Below are 25,882 nucleotides of genomic sequence, written 5' to 3'. Positions count from 1 at the left end.
TAACTGACGTAATTAACGTAATTAATAGGTTTGTTTTTATACTCCGCCCGCGCCGCGACTGGATGCTTCACTATTTTCAACCAATATAGCCGCTGCTGTCTTTTTGAGTATCGCCCACTGTTCGTCATCGACATAGATACCCTCTTTCCATGCGCGCTGATGAGTTTCAAACAGCTCGTCTGTCGATATTTTACGATCGAAATGCTGGATATCATGTTCGATATCAAAGTTTTGAGTCGCAATCTCAATAACCATGTCATTGGTATTGTAATTTGACTGTGCCTTGTCAAAAAAGTAAAGGTCAGGATAGACAAACCCTTGATTCAATGTAAATAACGTATGCTTGGGCACAGAGCCATTGTCCCATTTGGCCAAACAGGCATAGCCTTTGGCCGCCAGCCCTACCAGCTCGCTATAAGCCAACCAGCGGTTATGACAATTCTGCAAGTAAATATGAAAGTGTGCTGAATCAGCCATTTTTTCAAGAGCGTAATCGATGATCGTCGGCAAATGACAAGCCAAGCTACTACCGTGCAAATCTAAACGCATAGCTCCATCCTCTTGATGGACGATATCAATTGGCGTATCGCTCTCAGTTAGAATATACGGGCTAGCATTGTTAAAGTGTCTGACGCCATCCAAGCCTGCCATCTGTAATTCAGCAACCATCGTAGCGATTATATCAGCCTCCCCAACTTCTCGATGCATCCCAGTAAAGGCTTTATACACCATTGCTACGATTTCATTATGCGATACGATCATGAGTCAAACCTTCCTGCTCTGTCGACAAATCTGGTAATAAAGGAAACAGCCATTCATCACTATGCACTTCTGCAAATAAAGGTGCACCTTGGAACAAGGTGATTCGTACCCAGCGATCTGATCTCGGATCAAACTTGGTCGCACCAAACATAGACAATTTACACCGTAACAGATGCATAGGTAACGCGTCTTTGTGTAAGACATTCATCTGAATATCACCCAACTGTTTATGCCCCATTGTCCAAACACGGCGTGCAATTGAGCGGTACTTTGGTTGGTTTAGAATAAACTCAGATATCAGTTGTTGAGCGTTGACTTGTTTGAGCGCGAAGTACAGCTTGTTTGCTTGCCTTGCGATGTCTAGGGCAAGCTCACGATCTGCGCCTACCTCTTGCCCGCGCACACCTAGGCGTGGCTCTTCTTTATCCACCGAACGATACCAAAACCAATGACTATTCTCAGGCTGGCTAAAATCAATATTGATCGCCCATTGATAGTGTCGCTCCAGTACATCAATCAAATCTTGAATCACCTTGCCCTTCGGTAGCGACAAGGTTTCATCGGCATTTATTTTCTCTTGAAACGCATCAACACGCTCAGGATATAGCTCCATCAAGCAAGAAATGATGACCTCTTGACTCTCAAGACTCAAATCATGGTGCGCTTGCAAGAACTCCGCCCATGTCACATAGTGATTGATGGTAGTCATCAAATTGTTTTGTAGTACCATTAATTCTGTGACGACCGTTTCATTGAGCTTTATTTGCTGCTCATTGATGGTGACAATCTCGCCAAAATGCTGAATAGCACGTTTGATTAAACTGGCAAAATGCGCCGTTTCTTTGGGTTCAATCTGACAAGTCAATGTCGCTTGCAGTGCTTCCTCACGGGTGGTCAGCCATTGATCAACCACGCAAGGATGATTAATCAAATACGGCGCCATACCCAAACCAGTGGCATTACCAATCCCCAAATAACGCTTAATCTCTGGATGCAGTGCAACTGCTTTACTACTGCCCTTTTTCTGCGCCAAATAATCGACCCAGTCTAGACTAAACTCACGCAGCAAATACACGGCACACATCTGCGCGCGAAACGATTGGTCAAAGTCTGCGCTATGGTCTAACGGTTTAAAATCATAAATACCAAATTTACCATTGCCATAGACCGCCGTGGTACGCAAGATATAACCCACTTGCGCCAACACATCCAAATCTGGTTGCTGACCGGCAGCGAGTGAGCTCACAATATGATCAAAGACTCGTACGCTCTTATTTGCACGTGCCAGCACCATCAACATATTAGAGTTGCGACCTGCTTCTTGCAACGGCACATTGGCTTGTAAGTTATCTAGTAACTCTCCGCTTATCTCGCCAAACACCAGACCAAATGTCACATCCCACTTTTGGGCAATGACTCTATCGTTACGCTCTTCATCAGCTAGCTCGTTGCAGAACACCACCAGATGATATAGATGCTCTGGCGTATGTAGACGATAGATAACTTTGCCATAACCATTCTCATCTAAATCCCACAAATGAGTACTGAGCGTCCATTTTTCTTTATCAATCTTGCGTAGTAATGTACGCACAAAGCTAATACGGGTTTGATGCATCGCACCCAATCTTTGGGCATCCATAATCACATCACGAGTACGAAAACCTGTACCCAGTGAAGGCGGTTTGACATCGATACTTTTATTATTCGCATTATTTGTATAAACCATATTCATAATTTCACTACCTTACCTAATATATCGAGCCAGCAGCTTCGTTAACAATGTCAATGATAATATCTATCGGTAAATAAGAAATCAGCGGTATAGATAGAGGCTAGTTTAGTATTTACCGTTTAATAATCTAGAACATCACACAGTTTTTTATGTCATGCTTTTTTTATAAGCTTTCTTCTGCAGAGATTTTGTTTTCTGTAGACGCTTTAGCGAGTTTTTCTTCGCTGATTTTATGTCTCACCTCTACTTTGTTAGGACGATACAAGTCTTGCTCTCGTGCCATTTTTTGTGCGATTTGTGGTCCATTCCATAACGAAGGCAGCAGGACGAAAGAAACTGGCACTGCCGTGATGACGATAAAGGATTGCAATGCTGTCACGCCACCTGAGCCAAGCGAGATTAAAACAATCGCCGTCACACCCATCATGATGCCCCAAAAGGTACGAATCATGGCGTTTGGTTCACGCTCGCCACTGATGACCACGCTGATGGTATAAGTCATCGAATCGCCCGTGGTAACGATAAACACTGTGGTTAAAATTAAAAACAATATCGAGGTAATTAAAGGAAAAGGTAATTGCTGCGTGACGGCTAATAATGCACCGGGTAAGTTAAAGCCTTCAAAGGCGCTACTGACACTTCCTGGATTGGCAATCTCAAAAGCCAGACCAGAGCCGCCAACGACGGTGAACCAAAAGCACGTCACAAGCGGCGCAATAATACAGACGGTGGTAATCAATTGACGAATAGTACGGCCACGTGAAATACGAGCAATAAATATCGCCATCATCGGGCCATAACCCAAGAACCAACCCCAAAAGAATACCGTCCACCAGCTCAGCCATCCTTCATCACCGCGGAACGTCGCCATTGGGACGAAGTTATCAATCATCGTACCCACACCTTGGATATAACCATTGATAATAAAATTGGTCGGTCCAAAGAGTAAGATAAATACCATCAGTGCAAACGCCAACATAACGTTAAAGCGGCTAAGTAGCTGCATACCGCGCGTCAGGCCACTGATCGCAGACAATGTATAGAGCGCGATAGCAAAGACAATGATAATGAGCTGGGTAGTGAAGGTATCAGGGATACCAAACAGGGTGTTCAACGCATAACTGGTCTGCAAGCCTAAAAAACCAATAGGACCGATAGTACCGGCAGCAACCGCCACGATACAGCAAGCATCAATAATTGCGCCCGTCTGACCCGTCAGCACACGCTCACCAAATACTGGATACAGCAACGTACGAGGCTTCAACGGCAATCCCTTGTCATAATGCAGATGCATAATCACAATTGCAGTCAAACTACCTACAATCGCCCACGCCAAAAACCCCCAATGCATAAATGATTGAGATAAGGCGTTAAAAGCGCGCTGCTGTAGATCGGCTGACTCACCGTATAAAGGAGGTGCTGACACGAAATGCGCGATGGGTTCAGCGGCAGCCCAAAAAACCCCACCACCTGCAAGCAAAGTACAAAATAAGATCGCCATCCATTTAAAACTGTCTATTTCAGGTACGGGTAAATTGCCTAAAATCACACGTCCTGTACGGCCAGCACCGACGGCCAAAGCAATGACAAAGGTAGCTAGTAGCAATATCTGCCAAAAAGGCCCAAATATTTTGACGGACCACGAAAAGCCCACTTCGACTATTTTTGCTAAGCGCGCTTCTGCAAAAATCGCCATCAAAACAAAGGCCACAATGAATCCGCCACTGTACCAAAACGCAGGATTTTTAAGGCCTAACGTGTCAGTAGAAATAGTGGCGGCTTCGGACTCACTTACTCCTTGATTAACAGGAGTTGAGCGTCCTTGCTCACCTTGATTAAATCCCTTTAAATCGGCCATGATGTGGCTCCATATACTATGCTAACGTTGCGTTTTAGATCAGAGTGGTAGCAATGAGCGTGCGATAAAACGACCTCACTATACATACCTATCTAATTTAAATTACCTACTTCAAACAGATAGACGCTATAACACGACTGTCGTCTTATAGCGATTTCGAGCAACCATTGATTGAAATGACTCTTTAAAAATCTAGTTAAGCTAAAGGCTTTAATCCTTGCTCTAAAAAATCGAACCAGTTTTGACCGATGACTTTTCCAGCATCGCTTTCGTTAAAACCGTGCTTTAGCAGACCGTTATAGATGTTTTCCATACCGTCTTTGCCAGCGAACCATGGCAAGGTGTCTGGCCAACCTGAATTACTGGCATTGCCTTCGCCATAGTCCATCGCTTTTGACCAACGTCCATTACGCATCCACTCAAGTACAGCTTGCGGTTGATTAAGACATAAATCACTGCCAATCGCCAAATGCTCCACACCATACTTATCAGCGCAATTGGCAATCATGGTACAGAAGTCATCGAGCGTACATGCGCTGCCATTTGGCAAATGAAACGGGTATAAACTAAACCCTAACAATCCGCCTGCTTGGGTCAAGGCACTAATGACCGTGTCCGATTTATTACGCAGCGCCTCATGAGCCGTGGTTGGATTGGCATGGCTAATACATATCGGACGCGATGACACTTCTATTGCCTCAAGCGTTGAGCGCTCAGCGCTGTGTGACATGTCAATAATCATACCGACACGATTCATCTCAGCGATGGCTTGCTGACCAAAACGAGTAATACCGCTATCATTTTGCTCATAACAACCTGTCGCTAGCAAGCTCTGGTTATTGTAAGTCAGCTGCATAATCAATAGGCCTAAGCGGCGCATCACGCTAATCAAACCAATTTCATCGTCGATTGGTGAGCAGTTCTGCGCGCCAAAAAAGATGCCAACTTTACCCTGCTCTTTTGCCGTTTTAATATCAGCCACTGAGTACACGGGTAATATAAGATCTGAGTTTTGCTCAAAGCGTGCATGCCATTCGCTAAAGCGGGTCATGGTTTGACGAGCGTCTTCGTGATAGACCAAGGTCGCGTGTACTGCATTGATACCACTAGCTTGTAGCATCTTAAAGTAGTCACGATCCCAATGGCTATACTGTAATCCATCAATGACGATATGGTCTTGGTACATATCAATTCCCTTTAATACTTTTATCGATAGCCGCTATCTTTAGCAAGTAAGTACCTTTTGGTACAGCATCGTTCAGATAGCGACGAGCATTCTTGTTAAGACATCCCTAGTACGCTTTTTGATAAGCGGTCTTGACGATGGTATAGAACTCTTTGGCATATTGACCTTGCTCACGCGGGCCAAAGCTTGACTGTTTACGACCACCAAATGGCACGTGATAGTCAGTACCCGCAGTTGCCAGATTGACCATGACGCAGCCTGCTTGTACTTGCTCTTTGAACATTGCACTGCTGCGTAAGCTCTGGGTGATGATGCCGCCCGTCAGACCAAATCGCGTATCATTGGTCATCGCAATCGCCTCTTCTAGATTTTTGACACGCAAGACACATGCCAGCGGGGCAAACACTTCTTCTTGGTTGATATCCCAGCTGTTATCCGTCTCAGTAAACAACGTAGGCGACATATAGTAGCCGTCATGCGACATCTCTAAACGCTCACCGCCAAACGCTAAATGAGCACCAGACTGCTTGGCTTTTTCGATCCAGTCCATGTTTGATGCCAGCTGCTTATCATCGACGACAGGCCCCATGAAGATGCCGTCTTCAAGCGCATGACCGACCTTCAAGGTTTTCATTTTGGCAATCACACCGTCTACAAACGCATCGTGAATACCGTCCATCACGATAAGACGTGAAGAAGCCGTACACTTCTGCCCTGAACCACCAAACGCACCAGCCACTGCTGCATCGATAGCAACTTGCAAGTCGGCATCGTCAGCGATAACCAAAGCGTTTTTGCTGCCCATCTCAAGCTGACAACGGATAAAGTTTTGTGCAGTAGCAGCAGCGACTTTTCGACCTGTTGGTACAGATCCGGTAAAGCTAACGGCATCAATGTCTGTAGAATTAATGAGCGCATCACCGACTGACGAGCCGCCGCCCAATAGCAGGTTAAACGTACCTTCTGGCAGGCCTTGGCGATGAATGATTTCAGCCAATGCGACCGCGCTAGCTGGCGTTAAATTGGCAGGCTTCCAAATGACACTGTTACCAAATGCTAGTGCTGGCGCGATTTTCCATACAGCAGTGGCCGTTGGAAAGTTCCAAGGTGAGATAATGGCGACCACACCGACTGCTTCGCGTGTGACTTCGACTTTGACACCAGGACGTACTGAATCAGCCGTATCACCCATTTGACGCAATACTTCCGCCGCATAGTAATGAAAGAACTGACCTGCGCGATAAATTTCACCGCGACCTTCCGCGAACGGCTTGCCTTCTTCAAGAGACAACAGCGTACCTAGCTCATCACAGCGAGCAATCATTTCATCGCCAATGGCTTGTAGGATAGACTGCTTCTTTTCTAAAGAAGTCGCTTCCCACTTTGGCTGAGCGTGACGGGCAGCAGCAATAGCGTCTTTGACTTGATCGCTACTCGCTTGCGCAAACTCACCGATAATGTCAGTGATATCAGATGGGTTGATATTGGCAACGGTATTTACGCCTGCCTGCCATTCACCATTGATGTAAAGTGATTTGGTTGGGTCTTGTTGCAATATCTGTTGAGCGGTGTGAGCTGACATAAGAGCTTCCTTGATAAAGTATTAAATATTTTATTTATTGACTAGAGTACATTTAGAGTTTAGGGCACAGCGGCATATACGACCAGCTCAACCAGCATCTCTTCACGAGCCAGTCCTGCTATTACGAGCGCTGCCCGATTTGGATAAGGTGCTTCAAAATATTCAGCATAAATTTGATTGACAGTTTTTAGATAGTCGCGGTCGGTTACGTAGATCATTACTTGTAGAACTGCATCCATGCCAACATTGGCACCTTCTAGCGTGTGCTTAAGATTGTCTAGCGTTTGGCGAGTTTGCGCTTCTATACCGCCTGCAACCACATCACCATTTTCATCGATAGGAATTTGAGCGGTGTACAAGGTTCCATTATTAGTGATGGCCCACTCCAAAGGTGCTTTAGACGCATAAAGCGAGGTTTTAACGGCCTGTTTGTTTGAGTGAGTCATCATATTGTCATGTCCTTTGATAAGTGGTTTCAGCAGTAAGTGATCTCAAATTTATTTAATCACCGCCAAGTGTTATATGACTTATCCTACTTAATTAATAACGATAAATCTAACTAATTAAATTTGAATTTTGATAGATTTAATCTATCATTTGAGATAGATTATTAAAGAATAGTTTTGGATGGTCTGAATATGAAGCTACAGCAATTGCGTCATTTCTTATTTGTCGTGGAAGAAGGAGGGTTTCGTGCGGCGGCTGATCGTGCCAATCGCTCGCAAGCTGCTTTGTCAGCCTCGATAAAAGAATTAGAAAAAATACTCGGTCAGCGTTTGTTTGAAGTGGGAAACAAATCCATATTGACGCCTTTCGGTGAAACCTGCTTACCAAAGATTGAGCAGTTTCTTAGCGTTTATCAAGCGCTAGAAGATGACTTAAAAGCCTCTGCGTCTGGCGAAAAAGGTAAAATTAGGATTGCAAGCGTACCGTCGCTAGTGACTAAATTGTTACCTAGCGTATTGGTCGAATACTCAAAAAAATATCCTGATATTGAGATCGTATTGATAGATGATAACTCTGTCGGTGTGGCCAATCGATTGTTAGCCGGAGAAATTGATTTGGCACTGGGCAATTGCACCAGTATTGATCAAACGAATATAGATTTTACTTTACTCATATCAGACCCAATTGGCGTGGTCTGTCTGCAAAGTAATGAGCTAAACAACCAGTTAAATCAATCGCACGGGCTAAAATGGCAGCAACTCATGGCGCAGCCGTTTATTTATAATGGCACTTGCAGATTACTCGAAAACACGCCAGCCGAAGCGCTCAATCGCAGGGCAAGGTACACGGTAGAAAACATCACATCGCTGTTTTCTTTATTGCGTAATAATCTAGGTATCACTACTTTACCCAAGCTTGCCTTCCCTGCGAATGAGCCGGAACTCGTTTGGATAGATTTAGTTGACCCTTCTTTAAACCGGCAAATCGGTATCTTTAAACTTGCTGATAAATCTATCTCTCCCCCAGCTCAAGCATTTTATGATCTCTGTATCGCCTATGTCCAAGAGAACTATTGGCTATAATGTTTAAGTATGTTTACTAGGGCGTGTCTTCAATTCACTCGATAGTCATCTAAATGGGCTAAAAATGGCTAAATATAGAGAAATAAAAAAGCCACGATACATTATGGATCGTAGCTTTCGGTTCAAGCAAACTTAAGCGATCTGATTTGACGATCAGATCCAACCTTCTTCTAATAGGTGCTCAGTATTGCTGATTTTAAAATTATTGCATAAGTCATAGAATGCCATTGGGTCTTCAACATTATCGAGCAACTCTCGTTTATGCAGTGCCACAAACAGCGCCAACGCATACGCTGCACTATGGATAGATTTTTTAGGATTAAAGGTAATATCAGTAAACCCCTGATATTGAATCACTTCTTCGTGCAGCTGAGGGTTTTGTTTGAGCGCATTCACGTACAGCCAATCATAAAATGTTGTTAACGGCTCTACGCCCCATTCCATACCAAAGTAGTTGTAACCAATGAGCTCGCCCGAGGTCATCAATCGCTCATCTTTTCGGGCTTGTCTTGGTGGCGCGGTAAGCAAATCCGTATAAGGACCACCATCTTCAAAAACCATACTGGCTTGAAAAGCATTTTCGACACTATATGGATTGCCATCATGCTCATCAGTAATTTTTAAGCTAAACGGGCTTAGCGGAAAACTCAGCTTATTACCAGATTTACTAGACAGCTCTAACACATGCTTAAACCCATACTTTTTGCGAATGACTTGCTGTAGGTCATTAATGGATTTTTTCTTTTGTCTGGTCGCAAATCCCACATGTCGCTCAAACATAACCATATCCGTTTTTACCAAATTGTCACTGTTGACTTTGGGCATGAATACGGGTCTTTGTTCTATCGTATTTGGTACTTCTTCCATAGTGATGTGCCTTAATATCAATGGTCTTGTATAAATGTTTTATGTTAACGGTGCTGATATCACCTGCTGTTGACGGCATGCTCTGTCATTACTAGCAGCGTTTATTATTGGTGTTTTATTCGCTAGTAGCCAAATACAGTGAATTGATCGAGAGTTATCGAACCCTATCAGCGCTCGCTGGGCAGTTTATCTTATTATCAGCCATTTATCCTGCCCTATTTTAGAATTAATGCCGCCACACCTTCAACAATAAACCATAATCGAGCTATTTTGTATTCAACGATAAATATAAGACGCTACTATAAATGCGCCTGGAAGTATTATAAAATACGCTTGACCTTACCATGATGTCAACCTATATGCTGTCACTATAGAATTAAAAATACGATTAAAAATATAGTTAAAAACGACAGAGGTTGTTATGAAAACAAAAAATACTAAAGCCCCTACTTATCATGAAGTTCTGAGCATTGAAGGCATGAGTTGCGCCTCTTGTGTTGGGCGTATCGAAAAACAATTAAAAAATATTGAGCATGTTGAAAATGCCGAGGTAAACCTTGCCACTGAACAGGCGACTGTTTACTCATCTCAACCTGTAGATGTTGCCCAGTTAAACAAAGCGGTAGAGCGCGCAGGCTATAAAGTGACTGAAACCAAGCCTATCGAGCTATCCATAGAAGGCATGAGCTGTGCCTCCTGTGTTGGGCGGGTAGAAAAATCTTTGGTCAAAGTCGCTGGCGTGCAACAAGCCACGGTAAACCTTGCGACTGAACGCGCTTGGATTAAAGGCGATGCGCAAATAAAAACGAGTGACTTAATTGATGCCGTTAAAAAAGCGGGCTACGAGGCCAAACTGGTAGAACAAGACCAAAGTGATCGACAAGATAAAAAAGCCTCAGAGCAAAATCAGCTTAAACGAGATTTAGGGCTTTCTGCGCTGTTATCATTGCCCGTATTCATTCTCGCAATGGGCTCGCATATGATTCCCGCCTTTCATATGTGGGTGGTGAATAACCTCGGCACTCAGCAAAGTTGGCTGATACAGTTTGTTTTGACCACATTGGTACTACTCTTTCCAGGCCGACGCTTTTATCAAAAAGGCGTGCCAGCCTTATTGCGTTTTGCGCCAGATATGAATTCGCTAGTGGCGATTGGTACTATAGCAGCGTACGGCTTTTCCCTCATAGCGACCTTTATCCCGCAAGCGTTACCTGAAGGTACAGTGCATGTCTATTACGAAGCCGCTGCTATGATTGTGAGCTTGATACTATTAGGCCGTTATTTTGAGGCAAAAGTCAAAGGACGTACCTCTCAAGCCATCCAGCATTTGGTGGGCATGCAGGCAAAGACTGCCCGTGTACAGCAAGATGGCAAAGTCATTGAAGTCCCTGTAGAGGACGTCACCGCACAAATGATAGTTGAGATTCGTCCAGGCGAGCGTGTGCCTATCGATGGCGAAGTCGTTGACGGTCACAGTTATATTGATGAATCTATGATTACGGGTGAACCTGTCCCTGTGAAAAAACAAGCAGGCGATCAAGTGGTCGGTGGTACTATCAATCAAAACGGCACTGTGAATATTCGAGCAACGGCCATTGGTGAAGATTCTGTATTGGCACAAATCATTCGTATGGTAGAACAAGCCCAAGGCTCTAAATTACCGATTCAAGCATTGGTGGATAAAGTCACCATGTGGTTTGTACCAGCGGTGATGTTTTTATCAGCATTGACCTTTATAGTTTGGTTAATTTTTGGCCCTGACCCTGCCTTAACCTTTGGTTTAATCAATGCGGTTGCCGTCCTCATTGTAGCCTGCCCTTGTGCAATGGGATTGGCCACTCCCACCTCTATTATGGTCGGTACAGGTCGCGGTGCAGAGTTAGGTGTGCTATTCCGTAAAGGTGAAGCGCTACAAATGCTTCAGGATGTGAGCGTGGTTGCCGTTGATAAAACAGGTACATTGACTGAAGGCAAACCTACCTTGACAGACTTTCAAGTCCAACAAGGATTTGAGAAAGAACAAGTCTTACGTGTGGTGGCATCGGTTGAAGCAAAGTCTGAGCATCCCATTGCCTTAGCCATTGTTCAAGCCGCAGAACAACAGAATATTCAACTGCTCCCTATCACTGACTTTGAGGCGATGACAGGTTTGGGTATTCAAGCAAACGTGGCAGGCCAAGTGATTCATATTGGCGCGGATCGTTATATGCAACAATTGGGGCTTGATGTTGCGCCTTTTGAACAAGATGCGCTACGTTTGGGGCAAGAAGGTAAAACCCCACTCTATGTATCTATTGACCAGCAGTTGGCCGCTATCATCGCCGTTGCCGATCCTATTAAAGAGACGACTCATGCCGCCATCGCCGCACTACATCAGTTAGGCTTAAAAGTGGCCATGATTACAGGTGATAATCGCCATACCGCCCAAGCGATTGCCGCAAAATTAAATATCGATCAGGTAGTGGCAGAAGTATTACCCGAAGGAAAAGTGGATGCAGTACGCCAGTTGCAAGAACAATATGGCCGAGCTGCATTTGTCGGTGACGGTATCAATGATGCCCCTGCATTGGCTCAATCCGATGTTGGATTGGCCATTGGTACAGGCACAGACGTGGCGATTGAGGCGGCTGAAGTGGTGCTAATGTCAGGTAGTCTGCAAGGTGTGCCTACTTCGATTGCCTTGAGTAAAGCCACCATCAGTAATATCAGACAAAATCTGGCTTGGGCGTTTATTTATAATGTTGCTTTGATTCCGATTGCCGCAGGTGTCTTGTATCCAGCATTTGGTATCCTGCTCTCACCCATTTTTGCGGCAGCCGCCATGGCGCTGTCATCTGTTTTTGTCTTAGGTAATGCGTTACGTCTCAAGTATTTCAAAGTACCCGTCATTACAGAGTAAATATAGAATCGTAAAGGATATCCATATAGGGTTTAAATACACAGGTTACTTAAACCCTTTTGTTATTTAAGTCCCTTTTTAGGCTAGGAGGATAAATATGAATATTGGTCAAGCATCCAAAAAATCCGGCATCTCTACCAAAATGATTCGTTACTATGAGCAGATTGGCTTGCTAGAAACCGTAAATCGCTCGAACTCAGGTTATCGCTTATATTCTAAAGACGATATAGACGACCTATGCTTTTTAAAACATTCTCGTGACTTAGGATTCTCAACCAAGCAAATGAAAGAGTTACTATATTTGCGCAAAAATGCCAATCGTCAGAGTGCAGATGTTAAACAGTTGACACAAGGGCATATCGAAACGCTGAATCAAAAAATTGCCCAATTGCAGGAGATGGTCGACTCGCTACAGAACTCTTTTGATCATTGTGCAGGCGATGATAATGCAGATTGCGCTATTCTGGATGATCTTGGGCAAGCTAAATGAAGCGGACGCTAGCACTAGCTCATTTATAGCGCGTTCTTATTTAGAGTCATTACTCGTAATAATCTTGAGTATCAATGTTTGACTAAACTTACTATGCCAATACACCTCTAAAACAAGTCAATCTATGGTTTAGAGAATCAATAGATTCCCTAATAAATTTGATCTGTTTACGGTTATAAGAAGACGCCCTTCTAAATTTTTTCTATTCGGCTAACATTAACTTTGCTTTAAGAAATGCCAGGTTAATTTCATCACAACTAGTGAAGTTAAACTTACCTTTTGTAACTTCATTGAATCGTTTAAAGTAGTAGTTCAATAGTGGATCGTATCTATCACCGTACACCCAGCTATAGAACTTTGACAGTTCATAGCTTAAATGCACGCCAAGGCCTGAGCGAACTCTAACCATAGAGTCATTTTCTAAATCAACGAGGTTTATCACTTGAAGATTAGTCTTAATTTTTCCAATTAGAGGTAAGAGAGAATCTTTGTAATTATCAGCCATTTGCACAAGTTTAGGATCAGTAATTTTTGCTTCGAAAATCATAATTAGATCCTTAATTTCACCATTATAATAATCGTTGTCTAAGCGTTTTTTAGACTCATCCCTAAGAATATAAAGCTGTTCAAGCGGATCAGATTTCGTTTCAATGATCTGGTTTGAAAGGCTTTTCTGATACTCGCTGAATAAACTTTGTATCCTGTCTGCAATAACATCTAGATAATCATATCGAGTAATGAGAAATTCCAATAACTCATTTATATTGAGGTTTAACAATAGATCTTCTGCATCTACATCTCTACTGTATAAATGGACACTTAAATCGCCACTATTGACATGACTCTCAAAAGGCCAACTAGCAAAGCGTTTTGATTTCGATTGCTGTAAATTCACAGGGTGAGCACCAAAGCAAGCTCTTATGGTCTTAAAATAGTCGTTATCATCCTCACTAGGAAACAAGCGCTCATTAAAACACTTTTTCTCACCTGAAAATGGTATGTTTTTTTCATTTACAAATACTCTGTGCAGTTGCTTAATCGATTCGTATATAAGGTCAATCGAAGATATTAAAGAATAGACCTGCATAGATTTTGTATCTATATTTTTATCAAAATTAGTTACGTTCTCCAAATGTCGAACTGATACTGTAATCCAGACCAGACCAGACTAGGTTAAAAAGGTTCTTGCCACCTTTATTTTTATAGATTTGATATACAAAGCTTGAATTAGAATTTACTAAATTCCGGAAGTCTCCTATCTTTTCATCACTAATAACATTTCTCATTTATTACTAACCTTATAATTAGCTGAAATTTGTGAGCTTCCCAGCTTTTACTAGACAGCTTTTAACTCAGAATAACATCCTTACCGAGACTTAACATTGGAAATAAAGACCTATAACAACCACAACTCCAATACCTATTTCGCTTACTGCTAAATTTCGTCAAAGTTCCAAATAGTTTCTTTGTTTTTACCAGAATAAGCGCCATTTTCTTGCAGAAAGACCAACATTAACAATAGATTAATATTTTTGTATTTATGCGAGATACAGCTTATATTGCAATGTAAATTATTGAAAAGAGACAATGAATACTAAGTATTTCAAAACTACCATATTCCTCTTTAAGCACTTGATCATTCTAACGCTAGCCTACACAAATCAGATTAGCAGAATATTTATTACTATAAGTCAATCACAAAATATTGCTTAGGCTATTTATCTACATTTCCTACTTTTATCCTCTCAACCAAGAAATCGACGGCGGCTTTTACTTTTGGTACTAGATAGCGCTGCTTTTGATACAGCAAATATACGGCCATATCAGCGTGCTGCGTGATTGCTAATGGATGCTCAAAGGTAAGCTCTTGCAATGCGCCTGACTCAAGATATGAGGATAACGCCCATCGAGTAGACATCAAAACCCCTTCACCATCACAAGCCTTTTTGGCTAGCCATGGTCCATTGTTTGAAATTGCCACTGCAGGTCCTGAGACATCATGCCACTGATCGTCGACATAGCAGAGCCAAGGCGTTGGCCCGTTTGGGGCTTTGAAATACAGGCCTTTATGTTCCTTTAATTCCATCACATGACTAGGTACACCATGCATCTTTAAATAACTGGGCGACGCAACCGGTATAAAGCCATTATCCATGAGCCTAATGGCAAGCACTCGCTCATTTGGCGCATAACCACCGCGAATCGCAATATCGACATCGTCACGTCCCAATGCGGATAATTCATCACTGAGACTGACATCTAGTACAATCTCTGGATACAACTCACCAAACTCATCCAGCAGTGGTAGCAGTATTTTTTCACCAAAACCCACCATAGAGCTGATGCGTAACCGTCCCATTGGCGTCGTTTGATAACTGCGTACTGTTTCTTTGCTTTGTTCGAGCTGATCTAGTACTTGCTGCATATCGTCATAATAAACCTGCCCTACTTCGGTCAATTTAACAATTCGGGTCGAGCGCTTTAATAGTGTCGCGCCCAAGCTCTTTTCTAAATCAGATACTCGTCTCGATAGTGAGGATGGCGGCACTTTGAATGCACTTGCCGCCTTAGTAAAACTGCCCGTTTCTACGACTTTGCTAAAATACTTGATGGCACGTAATTGATCCAACTGTCCTCTCCATTTAGATGAATATGTGAGCATTCTCGCCTTATTATTGTCTTAAAAGCAATAGTGATTCACGTTATTCCTTATATATAACCACATTAAAACCAGTAATAATGTGTTTAACTTAAACGTTGCAATGAAAACACGATTAAAAATAACTTTTACGTCAACAATGGAAGAATGACTTATGATTACTTTGCACGGCTTTGCTGCAAGCAACTATTACAACATCGTAAAACACGCTCTTTTATATAAGGGCATTCCATTCCAAGAGGACCTTTTGTACGCTGGTAGTGATGATCTACTAACCGTCAGTCCAGTGGGTAAAGTACCTGCGATCACCATGCCTGACGGTTTTAATCTGTCGGAATCTAACGTGATTTGTGACTTCCTTGAAGAAACATATCCTGAAAAGCCACTATATCCTGCCGATGCAGCAGAACGCGCGTCTGTACGTCAGATTATGAAAATAGCAGAGCTTTACTTTGAGCTACCAAGCCGTCGACTGATTCCATACGTATTTTCTGGTACTCAAGCACCTAACGCAGTCAAAGAGGAAGTACGTCAAGTATTGGGCCGCGGTATTATTGCTATGAATCGCTTATGTCAATTTTCGCCTTGGATTGCAGGCGAGCAGTTCACCATGGCTGACATCTATGTGCATCACGTCAACACTATTGTCAACGCTTTTGGCGCGACTCAGCTTGAGTGGGATGTACTGGCAGAAGTGGACGGCATGAAAGAATGGAACAAAGCCATGAGTGAAACCGACATTGCAAAAAGCGTTCAGGCAGACAGTCAAGCAAACATGCCTGAGTTTATGCAACACGTTAAAGCTCTAATCCAAGCCGCAAACGCTAAATAACCTGTGGCAATGTGGCTACTAAAGATGAGCCACATTAAGAAAATTACTAAAATTCAATAACTTAAAGAACGGCCAATACCGTAAAGGGATTGGTCTAAAAATCCAACTATTTGCAGGAGCAAAGCTTATGACCGATAAAAATAAACAACTGGTTTCAACCATCAGTGATGACAACAAATTAACCCTGTCTTTGAAAGACATCGAGATGCCGCAACCCGGTGCTGACGAAGTTGTCGTTCGCATGGAAGCCATGCCATTGAACCCCTCTGATTTTGGTGTGATGTTCAGCGCCGCTGATATGTCAACCGCTGTACAATCAGGCACTGATGACAGCCCTATCATTTCTGCTGATGTGCCTGCGAAATTCATGCCATCACTCAAAACGCGGGTAAATAAAGACACGCCTGTCGGCAATGAAGGCGCTGGTACAGTCGTCGCAGCAGGCTCATCAGAAGCCGCACAAGCACTCATGGGCAAAATGGTTGCGGTGATTGGTGGCGGTACATATCGTCAATACCACTGTGTCAATGTAAGAAGTTGCATAGAAATGCAAGACGGCACGACAGCTACCGAGGCCGCATCGTCTTTTGTAAACCCGCTCACCTCACTGGCAATGGTTGAAACCATGCGCGCTGAAGGCCACAAAGCCATCGTACATGCAGCAGCTGCTTCTAGCCTTGGTCAAATGCTAAACCGTATCTGTATGGCAGACGATGTTGATTTGGTGAATATCGTCCGTAAAGACTCGCAAGAAAAGCTATTGCGCGATATGGGCGCAAAGTATGTGGTGAACTCAAGCAGCGAGACGTTCCTTGCTGATTTGACCGCCGCAATTACTGAAACAGGCGCTACGATTTCGTTTGACCCTATCGGTGGCGGTAAGCTCACCAGCGATATTCTAAACTGTATGGAAGCAGCTATCACTCGTGACGTAGAAGAATACAGCGTCTATGGCTCAAATACCTTTAAACAAGCTTATATTTATGGCGCCTTAGACCGTGGTCCGATCACCTTAAACCGTAACTTTGGTTTTGCGTGGGGTGTGAATGGATTCTTATTGTTCAATGCACTTGGCAAACTTGGTAGTGAAACGGTTCAGTCCATGCGCAAACGCGTGGCAGAAGAAATCACCACCACCTTTGCGAGCAGCTACACGCATGAAGTGACCCTAGAGGAAGCGCTACAGTTAAAATCAATCGCCGCTTATGGCAAACAGGCGACTGGTGAGAAATACTTAATCAAGCCTCAGGGCTAATCATTGTTTGAAGCATAATATAGAAATAAAAAAAGCAGATATTCTAGGATGTCTGCTTTTTTGTCTCTAACTAAAAGTCATCGCTACTTCGTATTTACTCACAATTTGCATAAACTTCATCAGAAAAACCATGCAATACCTATACTCAAACAAGGCAACCAGATGCCAAAAGTAATCAATTAACATTATTACTAAACTTTTGGTTGCATCTACTCCTTATTACGCCTAGTATTTCGTCCCTTTAAATAACTCTATTTCTCAAAATATAGCTGATTCAGTTTGAAAGAGAGACAAGGCAACCGAGCGCAGATGTAACTATGATACTTCAAGTGAGGTTAATGCTGTCACTCTTTTATAGAGAATTGACTATAGAGTCTTAGTAGATGTACCTATTCACTATAAAGAGGGACTTATTATGTCAATTGACGCAATCACAATTATTGACGGCGGCTTGGGTCGAGAGCTAGCCAAACGTGGCGCACCATTTCGTCAGCCTGAGTGGTCGGCGCTAGCAATGATAGAAGCGCCTGAGATCGTCCGTGACGTGCATCGCGCTTTTATCCAAAGCGGTGCAGCGGTCATCACCACCAACAGCTATGCGCTCGTACCCTTTCATATTGGCGAAGAGCGTTTTGCCAATCAAGCGCAAGCATTGGCTACCTCAGCAGGCGAGATGGCGCGCGCTGCGGTCGAGATGGAAGGCCGCGACACTAAGATTGCAGGTTCCATCCCGCCGCTATTTGGCTCATATCGTGCCGACTTGTTTGACGCGGATCACGTGGAAGATATCGCCACGCCACTTATCAAAGGTTTGAGCGAATATGTGGATTTTTGGCTGGCAGAAACCCAAAGCTTAATCGCTGAATCTGTCGCTGTTCGCGAGCTACTGGACACGCTCGATACTGACAATAAGCCATTATGGGTTTCATTCACCCTAGAAGACAGCGAGCATCTCGATGTGCCACGTTTGCGCTCAGGCGAGACGGTAAAAGAAGCCGTTACCAAAATGGCAGATATCAATGTAGCAGCAATCTTATTTAACTGCTGTCAGCCAGAAGTAATTGATCAAGCGCTTGATGTAGCGCAAAGCGTGTTGCAAGACAAGGATGCCGCGCACATCAAACTTGGCGCGTATGCCAACGCTTTTCCACCACAACCAAAAGACGCTACAGCGAACGATGGCCTCGATGAAGTGCGCGATGACCTAACCCCGCCTGCATACTTGGTCTGGGCAAAAAAATGGCAAACCCAAGGCGCATCACTGATTGGCGGTTGCTGCGGTATTGGCCCTGAACACATTCAGGCATTGAGCCAGCATTTCACAAGCACTTTGACAACAGGTACTTTAACAACAGATACTTTGACGACAGGCACCTCAACAAAATAGAGATCGCACGATGCAAAATGGACAAAAAATTGGGCTAACCATGCTCACTGCCATCGTGTTTAGCTCGATGGTCGGTGCGGGTATTTTTAGCCTACCGCAAAACATGGCCGAAGTGGCAGGCGTGAACGCCATCATTACCGCATGGATCATCACCGGCGTAGGTATTTTGTTCCTCGCAGGCTGCTTTTTGCATTTGTCACGCCTCAAACCTGAACTGGATGGCGGTATTTATACCTATGCCAAAACAGGGTTTGGCGATTTGGCAGGCTTCTTTTCAGCATGGGGTTACTGGCTGTGTGCGACCATTGGTGTGGTTGGTTACTTGGTCGTGGCGTTTGCTGCACTGGGTAGCTTTATTGATACACCAACCAGTATTGTTTTTGGTGAAGGCAACACTCTGTGGGCGCTAGTCGGTGAGTCTATCATTTTATGGCTGGTGCATTATTTGGTACTGCGCGGCGTTAAGCAAGCCGCCTTTATCAACTTGCTGGCGACCTTGGCAAAAAGCTTACCGCTCATTGCTTTTATTGTGTTTGCCTATTATGCCTTTGATATGAAGACTTTTAACGCCGACCGCGCAGGTACGACGTTAGAAGCGCCCTTTATGGAGCAGGTCAAAGGAACGATGCTGATCACCCTATGGGTATTTACGGGTATCGAAGGCGCGATTGTCTTATCGCAACGTGCGAAGAGGCGTGCTGATATCGGCCGCGCTACTTATATCGGGGTGTTGTGTGCACTGGTGTTGTACGTTGCCATTACTCTGCTCTCTCTCGGGGTCATGAGCCGTGTGGATGTGGCAGCGCTTAGTAACCCATCGATGGCGGGCATCATGGCGCAGATGACGGGCGATGTGGGTAAATGGGTTATCAGTATTGGTCTTATCATCTCGGTATTAGCATCTTACCTGAGCTGGATTCTCTACTCGGCTGAAGTGCCGTTTACCGCGGCGAAGTACAATGCGTTTCCACGTATATTTACCAAGCAAAACGCACAAGGCACGCCAACGGCATCATTACTACTAACCAGTTTGACCGTGCAGCTGTGCTTACTGATGATCTTTTTGACTGGTAAAGGCTATAACACCTTGGTGATTATCTCCACCTCGATGATTTTGATTCCTTACTTTTTAGTCGGGGCGTATTTGGTCAAAGTATCATTTGCACAATCAGAACGCTGGAGCATCAAAGCCATCGGTCTGGGCGCGAGTGTCTATGGTATCTGGCTAATTTATGCTGCTGGCGTGGATAACTTGCTGTTGTCCTTGCTGCTGTATATACCTGGCTTAGCGATTTTTTATTACAGCCGCTATCAGTCAAGAGCACTGCCGAAACAGACACATTAATTATTGTTTTTACGTTGAACAAAGGAGCGGATATAGTTTTTAGTATATTTCTAAAATAACTGTGATAAATAAAAACAAGTCCAAAAAACAACGACTTTTTGGACTTGTTTATTCAGTTGTAAGGCATATCAGTAGTTATCATTCAGGTAGTTGCATGAATCTCAAGCACTGAGTATTGAGCAGGGAAAACCACTACATAGTCGTCTTTATACCATAGCTAAAACTTAGTCAATAGCGCTTCAAAATCCTATAACAAGATATATCTCATTGCCGAGACTCTAATTCGATCATCTCAAGGTAATCACTAGCATACCAGTAACCATCTAATCTATTGCAGACTTTGATCGTGACCGAATAGATAAAGTTGATTTATTATGCGAATCAACGCTAACGTTTGCGCCAGACTATTATCTCGTTCGCAAAAAGAATTCGTCATCAACACCGACTATCGACGCTGTCTGGAACTGGTTTGTTACTCACAAGGCGCTTCATTAATCGGTGGCTGCTGCGGTATTGGCCCTGAGCATATTCAGGAATTAAGCCAACATTTAACTTGTCATAAGTATGCATATTGTATTCTTAACAGCCTACCCATCTCTCCCGCTAACCTGAAGCCTGTCTACCCGTTTGTATTAGTAGGACACCACTTAAAATCAGTACCAACGCTATAATTTCTAAGCTGGTGATGTCCTCTCCAATTACAGCGCCAATGGTAACAGCAACGACTGGAGCAATATAAGTAGCACCAGCAGCCCGCACTGAACCTAACGTCTCGATGATAAAATAATAAATCAAAAAAGCAGCGCCAGTACCCAAAGCACCTAGACCAAGTATCGTTCCCCACATTGCCCTAGTATCTGTCGACAGCTGGGTTATACCATCGAAATCGATGAGTACGGAAAGCGTTATGACAGCTAACCCCACTTGCCAAGTGGCTAACGCCAGTGGCGGCAACCTCAGAGGAGACAGATAACGCCGCGCATACACAAAAGATGCACCCACACTCAGAGACCCTGCTAACATCCACAAAACGCCAACGAGAGAGACACCAGTAGCGCCTTGCCATGGTCGCGCACTTAATGCGATACCAGCAAATCCTAGCGCAAGTCCAATCGCCATTTGCTTGGTCGGACGCTCCTCAGGTAAGAACAGCGCCGCGCCCAAAAAGGTAAATATAGGGATTGAGCCACTTAATAGACCTGCGACGCTACTGGGCAATAGCGCCGTACCTGCGACAAATCCATAATAGTAAAAAGACGTTGCGAGCACTGACATCACTATAAAGTGTGGCAAATGCTGTAACTGCGCCCGAGTAATTACTTTGCTGTGCCAAGCAACGGCAACCAATGGCAAAAACCCAAATAGCAGGCGTAAAAATACGGTTTGTGAGGGGCTGATTAGAGCCGTCGCCCATTTCATAAAAATAAAATTCGACCCCCAGATGATACCAAGTAGTACCAGTGCAGCGTATGCTCGAAACATAACATTGGCCTTAACAAATAGATGAGCTGCTTTTTTTCAAGCAGCTAGCGTCGACAGAGTGTTATTGCTTCTATTAATATTCTTGTATTAGCAATCTTGAATCAATAGGCTTGTATTGACTGACTCGTTAAACAGAGCGAATGACGCCACCATCAACCCGTATATTCTGACCAGTGATAGATCCAGAAGCTTCAGATAATAAAAAGGCAATTGTTGAGGCGACTTCTTCAGAGGTACCATAACGTCTCATCGGCACGCTCTCACGTCGCTCATCGACTTCAGGCAAGCTATCAATCCAGCCAGGCAAGACATTATTAATACGCACACCTTTTACTGCATAATCATCTGAGAAAATCTTGGTAAAAGCGCCAAGGCTGGCACGAAAAGCCGTTGACGTAGGAAAAAGCGCAGTCGGCTGCGTTACCCAAGAGGTAGATATATTGACGATAGCACCGCTACCCTGTGCCACCATGATTGGTGTGACCAAACGAATTGCACGTACCACACTAAGAAAGTAAACCTCTAGCCCTTTATGCCAATCCTCATCAGTGATGTCTAAAATAGATGCGCGCGGGCCATGACCAGCAGAGTTTACAAGCGCATCAATACGTCCCCACTGTTGCATCGCCGAATCAACCAATCGTTGTACATCTTCATTAATAAGGTTAGAGCCAGTAACCCCAATGCCGCCAAGCTCTTTTGCTAAGGCCTCACCTTTACCAGAGGAAGATAAAATAGCGACATGATAACCATCTGCTGCAAGTTTACGAGCAGCGGCAGCACCCATGCCTGATCCACCTGCGGTGATAAGCGCCACTTTTTTTGTCGTTATAATATTATTCATTTGTCTTTCTCCATTAGTTATGGTTTCATTTATCATAACCAATAAAATCAGATTCCTAACATCATAATAAAAGATGCTAGACTGTAGAAAATCTATCGTCTAGGAAAAAAAGTGCCAAACAGTCATCGTACGTTGCCACCGCTCAATGCCTTACGTGCATTTGAGGCTGCAGGGCGTCATCTTAATTTTCGGGCGGCGGCGGATGAGCTGTGTGTAACGCAAGGCGCGGTCGCTCAGCAAGTAAGAATGCTAGAGGAGCATATCGGCTTTCCTTTGTTTCAAAGACTACCAAGAGGCGTGGCGCTCACTAGCCAAGGTTCTGTTTACTTTGCAGAAGTTACTCGCGCTTTTAAGATTTTGGATAAAGCAACAGCTCAGCTACTCAGAGAGCCTAAGACTGTCACTATCAGCGTGACGCCGACTTTTGCCACTAAGCTATTACTGCCGCGCTTATCGGCTTTGACTGCTGCGGTCCCTGATGTCGAGTTGCGTACTGTAGCGACTGAATCCGTTGCAGACTTTGACCGTGATCAGGTAGATATCGCGGTACGCTTAACGCGCCCACCACTCCCTGCAGCATTTGATACTCATCTACTGTTCAAACAAACGCTTGTAGCTGTAGCCAGCCCCCACTTGATGGCCAATAGAGAACTGCCCATGTCAAAAGAAGTGCTACAAGAGATGCCATTGCTACATGACTCACATCATCATTGGCCACGATTTTTTGGTACTACAGGTAAGCTGCCCGGCGCTGTATTTAACCAGACCGCATTGGCTTTAGATGCAGCGCTAGCAGGTCAAGGCGTTGCGATTGCTTGTCAGGCTTTCGTACAAGCGGATTTGAATGCAGGAAGGTTGGTTCAGGTAAGTGAGTCAACGCTAACAGTCGATCCAGACTATTATCTCGTTCGCAAAAAGAATTCGTCATCAACACCAATTATCGACGCTGTCTGGAACTGGTGTGTCACTCATTTAATACAGACTTAGCACTGGCTTTATTTAGCTAGGGCTAGCTAAGCATTAAGTTAAACGTCAATATAAATAATCTAATCTCAAACTTATTAACGTAGTTAGCTTCTGAAACTAACGACGATTTCAGTCGTGCTTTTCTATCTTACTAAAATCATGCTTCAACATAATGATGCAGACCTTCCTGCTTTTTTATATTCGTTTTTTCTAGTTTTTCCTTATGCTAACTACCCTAACTCAAAAATAAAACACAGCTACCTACCCCCTTCTCAATCAAAAAACGCCCTATTTTTACGTGATTTAAATACTAAGTTTTTATGTCACATTACGTACAACTTACACAGTTAATTTATCACAAACAATTATCGGCTAAATCATTACTTAATTTTGTATTAATATGCATTGGTATTCATTAAATGACTGAGGATACAAGTACTTACATTGTCTATAAGCCCATTCTTTTTATATGAATTTCACTTGTTGTACATGCTTAAGGACCAGACATGACTGCTAACACACCAGAAGCCCTAACTAACGAAGCACTCAGTTTTCAATTAATGACGCGAGCTGAGCCTCCAGAGTTGGTTATTGCCACAATAAAGTCGTTATTAGCAGTAAAAGAAGCATGCGATGAGATATTGATTATCGATAATAATAATAAAGAGATGTCGTTGTATGAGCCATTAGCAGCATTTTGTCAAAGCTTAAACGCTGAGCTGAATGTCCATTTTTATCACATTGATCGTGTCGAAGGATTCAAAGCGGGTGCTTTAAACTTGGCACTTGGGTTAATGAGTCCAGACTGTAGTCACATTGTGGTGGTCGATAGTGATTACCAAGCATTACCACATGCTAGAGCCTCTATTACGCGGGCTATCGCTCAATATCCTGAGCATACCCTACTTCAGTTTCCGCAGTTTTATCGTAATGAAGGACAGCCGGATGCTCATAGCGAGTTGAATCACTATTTCAATCATCATCTGTATCGTCCTTTTAATCGCAATCGTGCCTTATCAACGGGTACTTACGCAGTCATTCGACGCTCAGACCTTTTGAGCATAGGAGGTTGGTCAGGTGCTTCTATCACTGAAGATGCTCAGATGGGCGTGCTTATGCATCGACAAGGTTTTCGTAGTCAGTTTGTGCCAGAAGTCATTGCCACAGGCTTATTACCTAACACACTAGATGACCTAATATGTCAACGCCGACGCTGGATCTACGGCAATATGCAAGTGCTCACGGATTACCTGTCAGTCCCGTACAATTCCCCAGTTCAACATGTCTCGAAATCCAAAAGTATGAGTGAACGTCTAGCATATATACGCGCTCATCTGTCTCAATTGAGTGCTTGGGTAAACTTTACAGGGTTCTTTATCCTTTTGCATATCTGCGCATTACTGGTGATGGTTGATATGCTTTTAATAAATAACGCTGACGTGTCGATGCTTACCTCTCTATATGTGGTTTATACAGGCTATGCCTTTTTTATTCTTAGACGGTTGTGGGCATATTGCCGCGATCAATCGCCTCTCAATCAACAAGTAGACGATAGCCATCAGCCACGTTTTGGCAGAAAGATACGAGCATGGTTGATGCATTTGAACTTTTGGGAAATTGGTGCCTTGTCATGGCTTCCGGTGCTGTGGGGACGAGAGAAACCTTTTGTCTGTACGCCAAAACAAAACTATATCCAAAGTCGTCAGTCATTACTCCTTAAGAATATAGCAGCGTTACCAAAACTGCTATTGGTGCTAAATATCATTACAGTCCTAGTTGTAGCACCGTTTTCACCGCTCTATTCGCCAGTACTATTTATCTGTGCAGTGGCAGTCTGTATTCTAAAACTAAGCGCAGCCAAGGTCGCAATGGATAATTTCTCTAATGCTCGGGCAGATATGCCAAGTATGAGTAAGGTTCTTAAGCAGACTTTAAAAGTAGCACATGAAAAGAAGACGACTATCACAACATCTTATGCGACGTCTTTATTTAAAGATAAAAAAACCATCGATTCGTAAAAGTCAGTACTTATAAAAACAATACTTATAAAGCCAGCAATTCGTAAAAACTTGCGATTTATATAAGCCAATTTTGAACCAAGGTCATTCTATTGTCTTTTATCGTTTCTATACTAGGTTCCCTATACACCACTCTACTAACCAAAACGCTTATAGCCATGATGCTTATAACTATAAAGGTCTCAAAAA

Annotated in this window: 21 protein-coding genes; 10 read left to right on the top strand and 11 right to left on the bottom strand. The window is 43.6% G+C overall.

The genetic code is table 11. The features are described from left to right. Positions 1-36 precede the first annotated feature (36 nt). The 6 genes from ACQKCP_RS03005 to ACQKCP_RS02980 form a co-directional block, all read right to left on the bottom strand. Positions 37-762 carry a DUF3726 domain-containing protein gene (locus ACQKCP_RS03005; protein ID WP_427611228.1) on the bottom strand — a complete coding sequence of 242 codons (726 nt, stop codon included), beginning with the start codon at positions 760-762 and terminating at the stop codon, positions 37-39. After that, complete coding sequence (locus tag ACQKCP_RS03000) at positions 746-2,494, bottom strand: hypothetical protein (protein WP_427611227.1); 1,749 nt, start codon at positions 2,492-2,494, stop codon at positions 746-748. The genes ACQKCP_RS03005 and ACQKCP_RS03000 overlap by 17 nt, the downstream gene beginning before the upstream one ends. Positions 2,495-2,657: 163 nt before the next feature. Further along, positions 2,658-4,352 (bottom strand): BCCT family transporter, encoded by a 1,695-nt coding sequence (locus ACQKCP_RS02995; protein WP_427611226.1) that lies wholly within the window; start codon positions 4,350-4,352, stop codon positions 2,658-2,660. Between the two features lie 196 nt (positions 4,353-4,548). Continuing rightward, complete coding sequence (locus ACQKCP_RS02990) at positions 4,549-5,538, bottom strand: membrane dipeptidase (protein WP_427611225.1); 990 nt, start codon at positions 5,536-5,538, stop codon at positions 4,549-4,551. A 106-nt stretch (positions 5,539-5,644) separates the two neighbouring features. Next, positions 5,645-7,120 (bottom strand): aldehyde dehydrogenase family protein, encoded by a 1,476-nt coding sequence (locus ACQKCP_RS02985; RefSeq protein WP_427611224.1) that lies wholly within the window; start codon positions 7,118-7,120, stop codon positions 5,645-5,647. Positions 7,121-7,179: 59 nt separating this feature from the next. Further along, a complete protein-coding gene (locus tag ACQKCP_RS02980) occupies positions 7,180-7,569 on the bottom strand; it encodes a RidA family protein (RefSeq protein ID WP_427611223.1) in 390 nt (129 codons plus the stop codon). A gap of 189 nt (positions 7,570-7,758) precedes the next feature. On the opposite strand from ACQKCP_RS02980, the gene ACQKCP_RS02975 reads away from it, so the two are divergent. Continuing rightward, entirely contained in the window at positions 7,759-8,649 is an 891-nt protein-coding gene (locus tag ACQKCP_RS02975) for a LysR family transcriptional regulator (protein WP_427611222.1), read from the top strand. A gap of 153 nt (positions 8,650-8,802) precedes the next feature. On the opposite strand, the gene ACQKCP_RS02970 is transcribed toward ACQKCP_RS02975, so the two are convergent. Next, positions 8,803-9,516: a DarT1-associated NADAR antitoxin family protein gene (locus ACQKCP_RS02970; RefSeq protein ID WP_427611221.1), complete on the bottom strand. Its 714-nt coding sequence runs from the start codon at positions 9,514-9,516 to the stop codon at positions 8,803-8,805. A 421-nt stretch (positions 9,517-9,937) separates the two neighbouring features. Between ACQKCP_RS02970 and ACQKCP_RS02965 the strand changes: the two genes are divergently transcribed. Both ACQKCP_RS02965 and cueR read left to right on the top strand, forming a co-directional pair. Then, positions 9,938-12,415, top strand: a complete 2,478-nt coding sequence (locus ACQKCP_RS02965) for a heavy metal translocating P-type ATPase (protein WP_427611220.1) — start codon at positions 9,938-9,940, stop codon at positions 12,413-12,415. 97 nt (positions 12,416-12,512) lie between these two features. Beyond that, positions 12,513-12,905 carry a Cu(I)-responsive transcriptional regulator gene (cueR, locus tag ACQKCP_RS02960; protein ID WP_427611219.1) on the top strand — a complete coding sequence of 131 codons (393 nt, stop codon included), beginning with the start codon at positions 12,513-12,515 and terminating at the stop codon, positions 12,903-12,905. A 202-nt stretch (positions 12,906-13,107) separates the two neighbouring features. Here the strand turns inward: cueR and ACQKCP_RS02955 are convergent, their stop codons facing one another. Further along, complete coding sequence (locus ACQKCP_RS02955; RefSeq protein WP_427611218.1) at positions 13,108-14,037, bottom strand: hypothetical protein; 930 nt, start codon at positions 14,035-14,037, stop codon at positions 13,108-13,110. 582 nt (positions 14,038-14,619) lie between these two features. Beyond that, a complete protein-coding gene (locus ACQKCP_RS02950; RefSeq protein WP_427611217.1) occupies positions 14,620-15,534 on the bottom strand; it encodes a LysR family transcriptional regulator in 915 nt (304 codons plus the stop codon). Positions 15,535-15,718: 184 nt separating this feature from the next. On the opposite strand from ACQKCP_RS02950, the gene ACQKCP_RS02945 reads away from it, so the two are divergent. The 5 genes from ACQKCP_RS02945 to ACQKCP_RS02925 all read left to right on the top strand — a co-directional run bounded on the left by ACQKCP_RS02945 (position 15,719) and on the right by ACQKCP_RS02925 (position 21,054). Continuing rightward, positions 15,719-16,396, top strand: a complete 678-nt coding sequence (locus tag ACQKCP_RS02945; RefSeq protein ID WP_427611216.1) for a glutathione S-transferase family protein — start codon at positions 15,719-15,721, stop codon at positions 16,394-16,396. A gap of 127 nt (positions 16,397-16,523) precedes the next feature. Continuing rightward, positions 16,524-17,651, top strand: coding sequence for a zinc-binding dehydrogenase (locus ACQKCP_RS02940; protein ID WP_427611215.1), 1,128 nt, complete (start codon positions 16,524-16,526; stop codon positions 17,649-17,651). Positions 17,652-18,081: 430 nt separating this feature from the next. Then, a complete protein-coding gene (locus ACQKCP_RS02935; protein WP_427611662.1) occupies positions 18,082-19,038 on the top strand; it encodes a homocysteine S-methyltransferase family protein in 957 nt (318 codons plus the stop codon). Positions 19,039-19,048: 10 nt separating this feature from the next. Continuing rightward, positions 19,049-20,383 (top strand): basic amino acid/polyamine antiporter, encoded by a 1,335-nt coding sequence (locus ACQKCP_RS02930; RefSeq protein ID WP_427611214.1) that lies wholly within the window; start codon positions 19,049-19,051, stop codon positions 20,381-20,383. Positions 20,384-20,757: 374 nt separating this feature from the next. After that, a complete protein-coding gene (locus ACQKCP_RS02925) occupies positions 20,758-21,054 on the top strand; it encodes a homocysteine S-methyltransferase family protein (RefSeq protein WP_427611213.1) in 297 nt (98 codons plus the stop codon). Here the strand turns inward: ACQKCP_RS02925 and ACQKCP_RS02920 are convergent. Both ACQKCP_RS02920 and ACQKCP_RS02915 read right to left on the bottom strand, forming a co-directional pair. Then, on the bottom strand, positions 20,987-21,865 hold the full coding sequence (locus tag ACQKCP_RS02920) for a DMT family transporter (protein WP_427611212.1): 879 nt from the start codon (positions 21,863-21,865) through the stop codon (positions 20,987-20,989). The two genes, ACQKCP_RS02925 and ACQKCP_RS02920, sit on opposite strands and share 68 nt — an antisense overlap. 127 nt (positions 21,866-21,992) lie before the next feature. Then, positions 21,993-22,709, bottom strand: a complete 717-nt coding sequence (locus tag ACQKCP_RS02915; protein ID WP_427611211.1) for an SDR family oxidoreductase — start codon at positions 22,707-22,709, stop codon at positions 21,993-21,995. A gap of 111 nt (positions 22,710-22,820) precedes the next feature. On the opposite strand from ACQKCP_RS02915, the gene ACQKCP_RS02910 reads away from it, so the two are divergent. Beyond that, complete coding sequence (locus ACQKCP_RS02910) at positions 22,821-23,696, top strand: LysR substrate-binding domain-containing protein (protein WP_427611210.1); 876 nt, start codon at positions 22,821-22,823, stop codon at positions 23,694-23,696. A 485-nt stretch (positions 23,697-24,181) separates the two neighbouring features. Further along, positions 24,182-25,693, top strand: coding sequence for a glycosyltransferase family 2 protein (locus tag ACQKCP_RS02905; RefSeq protein ID WP_427611209.1), 1,512 nt, complete (start codon positions 24,182-24,184; stop codon positions 25,691-25,693). The last annotated feature ends 189 nt before the right edge of the window (positions 25,694-25,882 follow it).

Source organism: Psychrobacter sp. NPDC078631, from assembly GCF_050268165.1.
GTDB lineage: Bacteria > Pseudomonadota > Gammaproteobacteria > Pseudomonadales > Moraxellaceae > Psychrobacter.
This window is presented reverse-complemented; position numbering and strand designations above follow the sequence as displayed.

Excerpts from the sequence above, each read along its gene's own strand:
- ACQKCP_RS03005 (WP_427611228.1), bottom strand. The coding sequence starts at position 762 with ATGATCGTATCGCATAATGAAATCGTAGCAATGGTGTATAAAGCCTTT.
- ACQKCP_RS03000 (WP_427611227.1), bottom strand. The coding sequence starts at position 2,494 with ATGAATATGGTTTATACAAATAATGCGAATAATAAAAGTATCGATGTC.
- ACQKCP_RS02995 (WP_427611226.1), bottom strand. The coding sequence starts at position 4,352 with ATGGCCGATTTAAAGGGATTTAATCAAGGTGAGCAAGGACGCTCAACT.
- ACQKCP_RS02990 (WP_427611225.1), bottom strand. The coding sequence starts at position 5,538 with ATGTACCAAGACCATATCGTCATTGATGGATTACAGTATAGCCATTGG.
- ACQKCP_RS02985 (WP_427611224.1), bottom strand. The coding sequence starts at position 7,120 with ATGTCAGCTCACACCGCTCAACAGATATTGCAACAAGACCCAACCAAA.
- ACQKCP_RS02980 (WP_427611223.1), bottom strand. The coding sequence starts at position 7,569 with ATGATGACTCACTCAAACAAACAGGCCGTTAAAACCTCGCTTTATGCG.
- ACQKCP_RS02975 (WP_427611222.1), top strand. The coding sequence starts at position 7,759 with ATGAAGCTACAGCAATTGCGTCATTTCTTATTTGTCGTGGAAGAAGGA.
- ACQKCP_RS02970 (WP_427611221.1), bottom strand. The coding sequence starts at position 9,516 with ATGGAAGAAGTACCAAATACGATAGAACAAAGACCCGTATTCATGCCC.
- ACQKCP_RS02965 (WP_427611220.1), top strand. The coding sequence starts at position 9,938 with ATGAAAACAAAAAATACTAAAGCCCCTACTTATCATGAAGTTCTGAGC.
- cueR (WP_427611219.1), top strand. The coding sequence starts at position 12,513 with ATGAATATTGGTCAAGCATCCAAAAAATCCGGCATCTCTACCAAAATG.
- ACQKCP_RS02945 (WP_427611216.1), top strand. The coding sequence starts at position 15,719 with ATGATTACTTTGCACGGCTTTGCTGCAAGCAACTATTACAACATCGTA.
- ACQKCP_RS02940 (WP_427611215.1), top strand. The coding sequence starts at position 16,524 with ATGACCGATAAAAATAAACAACTGGTTTCAACCATCAGTGATGACAAC.
- ACQKCP_RS02930 (WP_427611214.1), top strand. The coding sequence starts at position 19,049 with ATGCAAAATGGACAAAAAATTGGGCTAACCATGCTCACTGCCATCGTG.
- ACQKCP_RS02925 (WP_427611213.1), top strand. The coding sequence starts at position 20,758 with ATGCGAATCAACGCTAACGTTTGCGCCAGACTATTATCTCGTTCGCAA.
- ACQKCP_RS02920 (WP_427611212.1), bottom strand. The coding sequence starts at position 21,865 with ATGTTTCGAGCATACGCTGCACTGGTACTACTTGGTATCATCTGGGGG.
- ACQKCP_RS02915 (WP_427611211.1), bottom strand. The coding sequence starts at position 22,709 with ATGAATAATATTATAACGACAAAAAAAGTGGCGCTTATCACCGCAGGT.
- ACQKCP_RS02905 (WP_427611209.1), top strand. The coding sequence starts at position 24,182 with ATGACTGCTAACACACCAGAAGCCCTAACTAACGAAGCACTCAGTTTT.